The organism is Streptomyces sp. E2N166 (genome assembly GCF_003671715.1).
Lineage (GTDB): Bacteria > Actinomycetota > Actinomycetes > Streptomycetales > Streptomycetaceae > Streptomyces > Streptomyces thinghirensis.
Window position 1 is genome coordinate 808,373 of sequence record NZ_RAIF01000006.1, and the last position, 11,576, is coordinate 819,948.

The window sequence follows — 11,576 nt, forward strand, 5'->3', positions numbered from 1 at the left end:
GGGCGGGGGCGACCGGCCGGGCCGGGCCGTCCCCCAGGGCCACCGCGAGCGCGCCGGCGGTGCCCGCCGCTCCCACGGCCGCGGCGCCGGCCAGCAGTGCGCGGCGTCGTGTCAGCAACTGATCCTTCTTCATGACTCATCAGTCGCCCGGCCACGGTCCGGCGCACCTGAGCAACACCGGTGCGGCGGCACGGAACCACCCGCACGGCCCAAGGTCACGGGCTACCGGATAACCTCGCCGCGTGACGGAACAGCACTCCCAGCAGTTCGAACGGGGCACGGACGGGCCGAAGGTCATCGTGGCCGGGGTGGACGGCTCCGACTCCTCGCTCCGGGCGGCGGCCTACGCCGGTGGTCTGGCCCGGCGGCAGCACGCGCTGCTCGCCGTGGTGTACGTGCAGCCGGTGCTGGCGTCGGGCGCGGCGCTCGGGGCGCCGGTGGCGGATACGACCGACGAGATCGCCGAGGGCCTGGTGGCCCAGATCCGGGAGGCGACCGAGCGGTCCAAGGGGATATTCGACGTGCGCTGGGAGTTCCACACCTTCCGCGGCGACCCCTACAACGGGCTGGTCAAGGCGGCCGACGAACTGAAGGCCGACGCCGTGGTGGTGGGCGCCTCCGAGCAGGCCGGACACCGGATCGTCGGTTCCGTCGCGGTGCGGCTGGTGAAGGCGGGGCGCTGGCCCGTGACAGTGGTGCCGTAGCACCGGCGGGTGCGGTGCGTGCGTCGCGGCTGCCGGCGCGGGCGGGTGTGAGTCATCATGATCCCCCGTCAGCCGTTTGCCATTCACAAAGAGGTGAGTCGCGTGGCCGGGTTCCGCACGGGCGAGGGCGTTCTCCGCCGCAAACCCATCGAGCACATCGAGGACACCGAGGTCGGGGAGGGCACCGGCCTGCAGCGGACGCTGGGGCTGTGGCAGCTGACCGCGATCGGCGTGGGCGGCATCATCGGGGCGGGCATCTTCACCCTGGCCGGCACGGTCGCCAACGGCACGGCGGGACCGGCGGTCCTCGTCTCCTTCCTCATCGCGGGCGTCGCGAGCGCGGCTGCGGCACTGTCGTACGCCGAGTTCGCCGGGATGATCCCGAAGGCGGGTTCCGCCTACACCTACGGTTACGCGGTCCTCGGTGAGCTGGCGGGCTGGTTCATCGGCTGGGACCTGCTCCTGGAGTACACGGCGATCGTGGCGGTCGTGGCCATCGGCATCTCGGGCTACTTCAGCTTCCTGGTGGGCGAGATGGGCGCCGACATCCCGAGCTGGATGCTGGGCGCGCCGGGCACCGGCGACGGTCACAGGGTCGACCTGTTCGCCGCGCTGCTCTGCCTGCTCATCGCGTATCTGCTGAACCTGGGAATCAAGAACGCGGCCCGCTTCGAGATGGTCGTGGTCGTGCTGAAGGTACTGGTGGTGCTGCTGGTGATCGCGGTCGGTGTCTTCCACATCGACACCTCGAACTACGACCCGTTCTTCCCGTACGGGGTCGGCGGCGCGTTCACCGGCGCGGCGACGGTGTTCTTCGCGGTCTTCGGCTACGACGCCATGTCGACGGCGGCCGAGGAGTCGAAGGACGCCCAGCGGCACATGCCGAAGGCGATCATCTACTCGCTCGTGATCTCGATGGTGCTGTACGTGGCCGCCTGCCTGGTGCTGACCGGCATGCAGAACTACAAGAGCATCGACCCGGAGAGCGGCTTCTCGACGGCGTTCAAGTCGGTGGGGCTGAGTTCCCTGGCCGACGTCATCGCGGTGGGCGCCATCATCGGCATCCTCACCGTGATGTTCACCTTCATGCTGGGCGTCACCCGCGTGTGGTTCTCGATGTCGCGCGACGGACTGCTGCCCAAGTGGTTCGCGAAGACGCACCCGACGCGGCACGTGCCGACCCGGGTCACCTGGATCGTCGGGTTCGCGTCGGCCGCGATCGCCGGGTTCCTGCCGATCGGCGAGGCGGCCGAGCTGACCAACATCGGCATCCTGCTGGCGTTCGTGGTGGTGTGCGCGGCGGTGATCGTGCTGCGCTACCGGCAGCCGGACCTGCCGCGCACCTTCCGCACGCCGTTCATGCCGTTCGTCCCCGCCCTGGGGATCGTCTTCTCGATCTGGCTGATCACCTTCCTGCGGTGGCAGACATGGGCGCGGTTCGCCGTGTGGCTCGCGCTCGGGCTGGTGATCTACTTCGGGTACTCGTACCGGAAGTCGGAGCTGGCGCGCCGTTAGCCCGGCCTACTCCCCCATCACCAGCCCGTCCTCGGCCGCGCCCCGGCCGAGCACGACGTCGCGGATCCGGTCGCGCACGGCACGCAGGTCGGCACCCTGCTCCAGCGCGCGGTTGAGGTTCACCACCCGGCCGGCGTCCACGTCGAACAGCTGCGGGACGAACTCGGCCCGGGTCACCCGCCAGCGTTCACCGGGCCGGGCGGGCGGGGCGAAGGTGAAGCGGCCGATGGTCGACTGGTTGCCGCGCGGGTCGCGGGCACCCTCGTCGTTGATCATCTCGCCCGCGATCTGGTCGCCCATCCCGTAGATCACCCAGGTGCCGTTGACCTTCTCGTACGCCTGCGGGACGTGGGCGTGGGTGCCGAGGATCAGGTCGATGTCGGGGCGGTCGCCGGTCCGGGCGGCGGTCAGGCTCCGGGCCAGGGCCAACTGGTCCTCGTCGGGCTCGTCCTGCCATTCGGTGCCCCAGTGCAGGGACACGACGACGATGTCCGCGCCGGCCTCCCGGGCGGCCCGGGAATCCGTGACGATCCGCTCCTCGTCGATCATGTCGACCGCCCAGGGCTGCTCCTCGGGAATCGGGTGGCCGTTGGTGTGCAGGGTGTAGGCGAGGTGGGCGACGTCGGCGCGGCCCGCGCGCAGGACCGTCGTGGTGCGCGCCTCGGCCTCGGTGCGTGCCGTACCGGCGTGCCGTACACCGGCGCGGTCGAGGGCGTCCAGGGTGCGGCGGATACCGTCGGCGCCGTCGTCGACACTGTGGTTGGAGGCGGTGGAGCAGCCGTCGTAACCGGTGGCGGCCAGCGCCTCGGCCACCTGGGGCGGGGACTTGAAGAGGGGGTAGCCGCTGTAGTCGCCGTTCGCGCCGTACACGGTCTCCATGTGACACAGGGCGAGGTCGGCGCGCGAGACGACCGGTTCGGCGCCGGCGAGCATGGGGCGGAAGTCGTAGCCGGTGCCGCCCGCGTCGAAGCGGGCCCGCTCGATGATCGAGTCGTGTGGCAGTACGTCGCCGGAGGCGACCAGGGTGAAGACGCCGGTGTCCGCGGCGGACGGGGCCGGGGCCGGCCGTTTCGGCGGTTCGTGGTCACGGGCCTGGCAGGCCGCGCCCACCGTGAGAAGGGCGGTCAGGGCCAGGGCCACCTGCCGACTGCGTGTGATCATCCGTTCACTCCGCTGGGGTCGCACACACCGATGAATAGTCACATTTACTTACAAACAGGTAATGAGGCTCATGGTGTCCCGGGCGGCTCCGACACGCCCATTAGCCCGTCCGGCGTGCGCGAACGGGGTGTGCCGGCCGGTCGAACGGGGGACGCCGACCGTTCGTCGAACCGTTCGTCGACGCGATCGACCGTCCGTCGCACACCCGTGCGCGCGCCCTGTCCCCGGGCGGCGGCCTGCGGTGCCATACGGCCATGACGGCCGGAATCACCCTGACGGACAGAACGAACGGGACGACCGCCGAGCACGAGCTCGCCGCACTGCAGCGCGAGCACGGCCGGCCGCTCTTCGCGTTGCTGCTGCGGCTCAGCGACGGCGACCGGCAGCGCGCCGAGGACCTCGTGCAGGAGACCCTGGTCCGCGCCTGGCAGCATCCCGAGGCGCTGCGCGCCGACGACTTCGACTCCGTACGGCCCTGGCTGCTCACCGTGGCCCGGCGGCTCGCGATCGACGCGCGCCGGGCCCGGCAGGCGCGGCCCGCGGAGGTCGGCGACGCCGTACTGGAGAACGCGCGGGTCTGCGCCGATCACGCCGAGCGGGCCGCGGCGGCCCTGGATGTGCGCGAGGCTGTGAAGACACTCACTCCGGAGCACCGTGAAGTCCTGGTGCTGGTGTACTTCCAGGGGGCGAGTGTGGCGGAAGCCGCGGCAGCCCTGGGCATCCCGCCCGGTACCGTGAAGTCCCGCGCGTACTACGCGCTGCGAGCCCTGCGCAGGGTGCTACCGGGATACGCCGCCGACCTGCGGTGAAACCGACCGAATGGTCAAACCTCCGTAAAGCGCCTTGCCCAGGACCCCGGTTGAGTAATCGGCTGTCCTCATCCGTGTTCCGGACGGGGGCCCATGACCCGGGCCGGGCGACGCGTACGCACCGGAGGAAGGCAGGAAGGGATGCTGCACAGAGGCCAAGAGAGCACGGACGGCACCGGTGGGGGCGAACTGACCGTTCCCATGGCGTGGTTGTACGCCGAGTACATCGCCGACGAGCTGCTGCGGACCGGCGACCTGATGCCGCCGACGTCCTTCGAGTTCCGCGCCGGGCGCGACGCCCTGGCGCTGACCGTCTTCCTGTCCGACACCGACGACGAGCTGGGCGGCATCCGGGTCATCACCCAGCTGGAGACCTGGCTGTCGCTGACCGCGTACGACCAGCCGTGGCACGAGTGGGTGCGGGTGCGGCTGGCCGAGGTCACGGCCGACACGATCGCCGCCGGCCGGCACTCGCCGGACCTGGAGCTGGCGCGGGACGCCTGGCGCTGGCTCCAGGACACCGAGCTGCTCGCCCCGGACCTGAACGCGGTCCCGGGCGGGGCGGTGACCGGGGAGGACGAGGGGCCGAAGGTGTGGACCCCGGCGTGGCAGCTCGGGCTGCCGCTCGGCCACCTGGCCATCCATCTCTTCTAGCGGACGGGCCGGTTTCCCGGGGACCCGGCCTCTCTCCCGAACTTCTTCACGGGCGGACCAATCCACGGGCCCGACCGCTCCGAACCCCTTGGTTGCGATTCTGTCCGTGGCTTGAGTGATTCGGCTGTCCGGTGCGTACGGGTGGGAGCAAGGAGTGACCCCACCCACACCCAACGGCACGAGGATTCGGCATGAGGTCCCTGGAAAGGCATCGTGACGTCGGCGCCTACGCGCTCGGCGTGCTGGACGAGGCGGAAGCGTTCCGCTTCGAGGACCACCTCATGGAGTGCCCCCGGTGCGCGGCGCAGGTGACCGAGTTCGGCCCCGCCGCCCGCCAGTTGATGCTGTACCGGCGGGCGACGCCACGCCTCGTCCATCCCATGACCAGGCCCGGCCCGAGGCTGCTGGACCGCCTGCTGTCCGAGGTGACTGCGCGCCGAAGGGCCGGCCGCAGGCGGGTGCTGTACGCCGTGGCAGCCGCGGTCGTGTGCGCCGTGGCCGGCCCCGGCGTCGTCATCTTCGCGGGACAGGCCGACCCGGCGGTGCGGATCACCGCGACCGACGAACGGTCCGGGGTGTGGGCGCGGGTCACCACCGAGGACGAGGTCTGGGGCACCGATGTGGAGCTCGAGGTCAAGGACGGGGCGGGGCCGCGCTCCTGCCGGCTGATCGCCGTCGGACTCGACGGCACGGAGCAGACGGTCACCAGTTGGAACGTCCCCGGGCACGACGCCCGGCCGAACACCATGCACGGCGGGGCGGCCCTGCGTCCCGACCAGATCGCCCGCTACGAGGTGCGCACCGCGGACGGGGAACACCTGGTGACGCTTCCCGCCGGCTGAGTGGTCACCGTCGGTCGAGCGTCTCGCGCCGCCGCGTGCGGGAGGTGGGGTGCGGGCGTGCTGCGACATGGGTCGGCATACGGCGGGGTTCCTCACTGCGGGCTCGGTCACGCTCTCTCCGGCCTTCTCTGCCCGTGCACCCCTTGGCCGCATTCAGGACCTTCGTCCTTGAGTGTGCGGAACCGTAGCTTTCATCCCTGAACCGGGCGGCGCTACTTGAGCAGCCGGGACAGCCTCCGGTCCGCCAGCGGCTTGCCGCCGGTCTGGCAGGTCGGGCAGTACTGGAGCGAGGAGTCGCTGAAGGAGACCTCTCGAACGGTGTCGCCGCACACCGGGCAGGGCTCGCCGGTGCGGCCGTGCACGCGCAGCCCGCTCTTCTTCTCGGATTTGAGCCGGCCGGCGGCGATGCCCCGGGAGCGTTCGACCGCCTCGGCGAGCGTGCCGCGCAGCGCGGCGTACAGCCGTGCGGTCTCCTCGCCGGTGAGCGACGCGGCCAGTTTGAAGGGGGACATCCTCGCCGCGTGCAGGATCTCGTCGCTGTACGCGTTTCCCACGCCCGCGATCAGACTCTGGTCGCGCAGGGCGCCCTTGAGCTGCCGCCGCTCGCCTTCGAGGAGAGCGGCGAAACGCGCCTCGTCGAAGTCGTCGGCGAGCGGGTCGGGGCCGAGACGGGCCACGCCGGGCACCTGCCGCGGGTCGGCCACGACGTACACGGCGAGCCGCTTCTGCGTGCCCGCCTCCGTCAGGTCGAAGCCGGCGCCGGTCTCCAGGGCGACGCGCAGGGCGAGCGGCCCCTTGCCGGGGCGGGGAAGGCCGCTGGGGAGGCTGTCCTTCCAGTGCAGCCAGCCCGCGCGGGCCAGATGGGTCACCAGACGCGGGCCGCCGGCGGTCTCCACGTCGAGGAACTTGCCGTGGCGGTGCACCGCGGTCACCTGGTGGCCCTCCAGGGCCGTGAGCGGAGGATCGTACGTCTTCAGGACGCTGATCGCCACGGGCAGGACGCGGACGATCTCTCGGCCGGTGAGGTGCTCGGTCAGGAAGTCCCTGAGCGCCTCGACCTCGGGCAGTTCGGGCATACGTCCAGAGTGCCACCCGGGACCGACACTGCCAGTGGGACTCAGCCCGCGCGGTGGGACACCACGAACTCGGACCACACGCACTTGCCGCCGCCGCGCGCCTCCACGCCCCACTCGTCGGCGAGGGTCTCGACCAGGAGCAGCCCGCGTCCGGAGACACCGGCGTCCCCGGCGTCGCGGCGGCGCGGCAGGGCGCTGGAGGAGTCCTCGACCTCGACCCGCAGCCGGCGGTCGGTGCCGGTGAGCAGCCGCAGGGTGACGACGGCGGAGCCCTCGGTGTGCATGAGGGCGTTGGTGACCAGTTCGTCGGCGACCAGCTCGATCTCGTCGCTCTGGCCCGCGGCGCCCCAGGCGCGGACGGCGGCGCGGATCATGTGCCGGGCCTCGGTGAGGGCCTCGGGGTCGCCCGGGGACACGTGCTGCTGGAGCCGGCCGAAGGTCCGGGGAGCGCTCACCCCGTGGCGGCGCAGCAGGAGCAGCGCCACGTCGTCGTCGCCGCCGCGCTCCTCGGCCACGTCGATGAGCCGGTCGGCCAGGTCCCGTACGTCCTGCGGGCCGGAGGCGACCAGCGCCGTGAGCACTTCCATCCCCTCGTCGAGGTCGGCGCCGGGCTGCTCGACCAGGCCGTCGGTGCACAGCAGCAGCGTGTTGCCCGGGTCCAGCTCGACGGTGGAGACCGGGTAGGCGAGGCGCCCGAACTCGGCGGACAGGCCGAGCGGCAGCCCGCCCTCGACGGAGACGCGGCGGCAGGTCCTGTCACCGCGCCGCAGCAGGGGGTCGATGTGCCCGGCGCGGACCATCTGGACCACTCCGGTGCCCAGATCGGCCTCGGCGTACAGGCAGGTCGCGAAGCGGTCGGTGTCGAGTTCGTGAAGGAAGACGGAGGCCCGTGCCATCACCGTGGCCGGGGGGTGGCCCTCGGCGGCGTAGGCGCGCAGGACGATGCGCAGCTGGCCCATGACGGCGGCGGCGTGCGTGTCGTGCCCCTGGACGTCGCCGATGACGGCGCCCACCCGGCCGCCGGGCAGCGGGATCAGGTCGTACCAGTCACCGCCGATGTCGCGCCCGAGAGCACCGCCGATGGTGGCCGCGCGGTAGCGGACGGCGACGTCGCAGCCGGGGACGCTGGGGATGCTGCGCGGGAGCATGGCCTGCTGGAGGCCCGCGGCGAGGTCCATCTCCTGCTCGTAGAGCATGGCCCGCTGCAGGCTCTGCGCGATGCCGCTGCCCAGCGCCACGAGTACGTTGCGGTCCTCCGCTGAGAAGCCGCGCCGGTCGCTGTAGAGCAGCCCGATCGCGCCGATCGGCCGGGCCTGCGCGATCAGCGGCAGGTAGGCGGCCGCGGTGATGTTCAGGTGGGTGATGCTCTGCCACAGGAGGGGATAGCGCTCCGCGAATTCCTCCGGCGACTCGATGAAGCGGGGGCTGAGGGTCCGTACGGCCTCGCTCATCGGGTAAGGCTCGTCGATCCGGGTGACGCGGGTGCCCGGGACGAAGCTGTTGTCGGGGCCGTCGGCGACCAGCCGGATGCGGCCGGCCTCGACCAGGCCCATCACGAGGCTGGTGGCGCCCAGGCGGGTGAGGCCGTGGGTGTCCCGCAGGACCTCGATGACGTCGTCCACCGTACGGGCGTGCGCGAGTGCGGCGGTGGCGAGCTGGACGACGTTGGTGAGCCGGCGGCGGGCCTCGTCCTGCGCGGCCTGTTCGCGGCGGGCCTCGATGTCGCCGATCTCCTGAGTGGCGTCTCGGACGATGCCGATGATCCGGCGGGGGCGGCCGGTCTCGTCGCGGCGGATGTAGCCCTGGGTGCGGGTCCAGCGCAGAGTGCCGTCGCGGCAGCGCAGCCGGAAGTAGGTGCCGTAGTTCTCGCTGCCGTCCTTCATGGCCTGGGCGACCAATGCGTCCAGGCGGCTGCCCTCCGCGGGGGGAACGCGCGACGCCAGCGACTCGGGGCGCCCGTCGTACTCTTCCGGGCGCAGGTCGAACACCTCGTAGGCCTGGGCGTCCATGTGGAACAGTCCCGTGTCCAGGTCCCAGTCGAAGCTGCCCATGCGGTTGAGCGCCAGGATCGGGTCCGGGTGGGCGGGCCAGTCCTCCGGGAGTGACAGGGCACTCGCACCCCGATCAGCCATGGGCCCCACCATGCCAGGATTTGCCTGATTCTTCGACTTGTTCGGCTTTTTCGCGCTGTCAGACGACATCCGCGGAAGCGCCGCCGTCGGGCACGTCTTCGTACGGCTCCTCGTACAGGTCTCCGTACGGGTCTTCGTACAGGTCTCCGTACGGGTCTTCGTACAGGTCTCCGTACGGGTCTTCGTACGGGTCTTCGTACGGGTCTTCGTACGGGTCTTCGTACGGGTCTTCGTACGGGGCTTCGTACGGGTTTGCGTACGGCACTTCGTACGGCTCCTCGAGCACCTCTTCGCTTACCTCTTCACTCGCCTCCCCCTGGCTCGGCGGGGCGCTGGGCGTGTAGGCCGGCGGGGTGGTGGGCGGCGCGGACGGTGCCGGCGTCGGTGGGCCGGTGACCCACGCGGGCGTGGGGACGGGCCGGTCGTGGCGGGTGTCGTGGCCGAGCCGCCGCCCGATCCAGGTGGCGTCCACGGTGCTGACGAGGGTCAGGCCGGTGACGGCCCGGGGTGCCGGGGTCACCACGACCACCTCGGAGGGCCGGTAGCCGGGCCAGGGCGTGCCGCGGGTGGCGGGCTCGGCGCCGGCCGCGGCCGGCGCCTTCAGCGGGTTGCCGCAGGCGCAGCGCACGCGCGGCACACCCCGGTCGTCGACGAGGACGGCGGTACCCGCCTGGAGGACCGCCTGGTATCCGGCGGCCCGGCCGTCCAGGTAGCCGTGGTCGGTCACCCGGGTGTCGGAGCGGAGCACGACCGGGGTGAGCCCCCGCAGGTAGGCGGGGAGCGCGGCCGCGGAGACCCCGGCAGCACCGGCGAAGGCGCGTGTCCGGTCCGGGTGCGCGGCCAGATGGCCGATCTGCCGGGTGACGTCGCAGCTGCCGACGTGCTGGATACCGCCGTAGAGGCCGGGTGTCCCGCCCGAGAGCGGACGCAGCCCGTCGAGCGCGACGGACGTGGCGCCGGCGGAGACGGGCCGCGGCGTTCGGGCGGCCGGGGGCGGGGTAGCCGTCGAGACGGCAGTGGAGTCCGTGAACGGGTCGGGGCCCCTGGTGGCGACCGGTTGGAGGTGGAGCACTCCGCCCGTGGCGGCGGCCGGATCGCCGTCGGCACCGGCGACGCCGCAGCCGGCGGCGCCGGCCAGAAGCGCCACCGAGAGCAGGCGGGCACCGACGGAGGGGCCGAGAGGTGTCCGCACCGCGTGCTCCTGTCGATCGAGAGAGAAGAAGATTCACCGGAGGAACAAACAGCAATAATTCAGACAACCGGCCACTATTGTCTGCTTCGCTCGCTCACGTCACGCAACCGGAGCGACATCGTACGGAGAGTGACGCACGCTAGGAGCGCCGTGGAGTGGTTCACCGCACCCGACTACTGGCTGAGCCGGCTGGTCTTCCAGCGGGCCCTGGCCGTCATGTACCTGGTCGCGTTCCTGACGGCGGCCCTGCAGTTCCGCCCGCTGATGGGCGAGCGCGGTCTGACGCCCGTGCCCCGGTTCGTCGAGCGGGTGCCGTTCAAGCGGGCGCCGAGCCTGTTCCAGCTGCGCTACTCGGACCGTCTCTTCGCGGGCGCCGCGTGGGCGGGCTGCGGGGTGTCCGCGGCGCTGGTGGCGGGACTGGACTCGCTGCTGCCGCTGTGGGGCGCGATGCTGCTGTGGCTGGTGCCCTGGGTGCTGTACCTGTCGATCGTCAACGTCGGGCAGACCTGGTACTCGTTCGGGTGGGAGTCGCTGCTGCTGGAGACCGGCTTCGTGGCCGTGTTCCTCGGCAACGACGAGGTGGCGCCGCCGATCGTCGTACTGTTCCTGCTGCGCTGGCTGCTGTTCCGGGTCGAGTTCGGGGCCGGACTGATCAAGATGCGCGGCGACGAGTGCTGGCGGAAGCTGACCTGCCTGGACCACCACCACGAGACCCAGCCGATGCCGGGCCCGCTGAGCTGGTTCTTCCACCACCTCCCCCGCCCCCTGCACCGCGTCGAGGTGGCCGCGAACCACGTCACACAGCTGGTCGTGCCCTTCCTGCTGTTCACGCCGCAACCCGTCGCGACGGCCGCCGCGGCACTGATGATCTTGACCCAGCTGTGGCTGGTGCTGTCGGGGAACTTCTCCTGGCTGAACTGGATCACCATCGTGCTGGCCCTGTCGGCGGTGCGGTTCCCGGCCGATCCGCCGTCCGTGTCCGCCGCGCCGCTCTGGTACGAGGTCGTGGTTCTCGCGGTGGCGGCACTGCTGGTGTTCCTGAGCCACCGGCCGGTCCGCAACATGCTCTCCCGCCGCCAGGTGATGAACCGCTCCTTCGACTCGCTCCACCTGGTCAACACCTACGGCGCCTTCGGGACCGTCAGCCGGGTCCGCTACGAGGTGGTGATCGAGGGCACCGCAGACGAGGCGGCCCGCGAGGACGGGGACTGGCGGGAGTACGAGTTCAAGGGCAAGCCCGGTGATCCGCGGCGCTGGCCGCGCCAGTTCGCGCCGTACCATCTGCGGCTGGACTGGCTGATGTGGTTCGCCGCGCTGTCGCCGTCGTACGCCGGGCCGTGGTTCGGCGCCCTCGTGGAACGACTGCTGGAGAACGACCGGGCCACGCTGAAGCTGCTGCGCCGCTCCCCCTTCCCGCCCGACGCGCCGCCGCGCTTCGTCCGCGCCCGGCTGTTCCGGTACCGGTACACGACGTGGCGCGAACTGCGCGAG

At 71.7% G+C, this 11,576-nt stretch carries 10 protein-coding genes and 1 pseudogene; 6 read left to right on the forward strand and 5 right to left on the reverse strand.

Annotated elements, in window-relative coordinates:
• Positions 1–133 (reverse strand): annotated as a pseudogene (locus EBH09_RS38545) (polysaccharide deacetylase family protein); the annotation flags it as partial.
• Between the two features lie 109 nt (positions 134–242).
• Between EBH09_RS38545 and EBH09_RS04185 the strand changes: the two are divergent.
• Positions 243–704 (forward strand): universal stress protein, encoded by a 462-nt coding sequence (locus tag EBH09_RS04185; RefSeq protein WP_121745630.1) that lies wholly within the window; start codon positions 243–245, stop codon positions 702–704.
• Between the two features lie 102 nt (positions 705–806).
• On the forward strand, positions 807–2,219 hold the full coding sequence (locus EBH09_RS04190) for an amino acid permease (RefSeq protein ID WP_121745631.1): 1,413 nt from the start codon (positions 807–809) through the stop codon (positions 2,217–2,219).
• Positions 2,220–2,225: 6 nt separating this feature from the next.
• Here EBH09_RS04190 and EBH09_RS04195 read toward each other — a convergent pair whose 3' ends face one another.
• The gene (locus EBH09_RS04195; RefSeq protein WP_121745632.1) at positions 2,226–3,380 is read right to left on the reverse strand and encodes a CapA family protein; all 1,155 of its coding nucleotides are present in this window, start codon (positions 3,378–3,380) and stop codon (positions 2,226–2,228) included.
• A 254-nt stretch (positions 3,381–3,634) separates the two neighbouring features.
• On the opposite strand from EBH09_RS04195, the gene EBH09_RS04200 reads away from it, so the two are divergent.
• The 3 genes from EBH09_RS04200 to EBH09_RS04210 all read left to right on the forward strand — a co-directional run bounded on the left by EBH09_RS04200 (position 3,635) and on the right by EBH09_RS04210 (position 5,685).
• Positions 3,635–4,189, forward strand: coding sequence for a sigma-70 family RNA polymerase sigma factor (locus tag EBH09_RS04200; RefSeq protein WP_055421597.1), 555 nt, complete (start codon positions 3,635–3,637; stop codon positions 4,187–4,189).
• Positions 4,190–4,330: 141 nt separating this feature from the next.
• Positions 4,331–4,843, forward strand: a complete 513-nt coding sequence (locus tag EBH09_RS04205; protein ID WP_121745633.1) for a hypothetical protein — start codon at positions 4,331–4,333, stop codon at positions 4,841–4,843.
• A gap of 191 nt (positions 4,844–5,034) precedes the next feature.
• Positions 5,035–5,685, forward strand: a complete 651-nt coding sequence (locus EBH09_RS04210) for a zf-HC2 domain-containing protein (protein WP_121745634.1) — start codon at positions 5,035–5,037, stop codon at positions 5,683–5,685.
• 212 nt (positions 5,686–5,897) lie between these two features.
• On the opposite strand, the gene EBH09_RS04215 is transcribed toward EBH09_RS04210, so the two are convergent.
• Genes EBH09_RS04215 through EBH09_RS04225 form a run of 3 tightly spaced genes read right to left on the reverse strand, consistent with a single transcriptional unit; the run spans position 5,898 to position 10,085 of the window.
• A complete protein-coding gene (locus EBH09_RS04215; protein ID WP_121745635.1) occupies positions 5,898–6,761 on the reverse strand; it encodes a DNA-formamidopyrimidine glycosylase family protein in 864 nt (287 codons plus the stop codon).
• Between the two features lie 41 nt (positions 6,762–6,802).
• Entirely contained in the window at positions 6,803–8,893 is a 2,091-nt protein-coding gene (locus EBH09_RS04220; protein WP_121745636.1) for a SpoIIE family protein phosphatase, read from the reverse strand.
• A 58-nt stretch (positions 8,894–8,951) separates the two neighbouring features.
• Positions 8,952–10,085 carry a DUF6777 domain-containing protein gene (locus EBH09_RS04225; RefSeq protein ID WP_121745637.1) on the reverse strand — a complete coding sequence of 378 codons (1,134 nt, stop codon included), beginning with the start codon at positions 10,083–10,085 and terminating at the stop codon, positions 8,952–8,954.
• 150 nt (positions 10,086–10,235) lie between these two features.
• Here EBH09_RS04225 and EBH09_RS04230 point away from each other — a divergent pair.
• Positions 10,236–11,576, forward strand: a 1,341-nt coding sequence (locus tag EBH09_RS04230; protein ID WP_153182604.1) for a lipase maturation factor family protein, incomplete at its 3' end; no start/stop codon positions are given.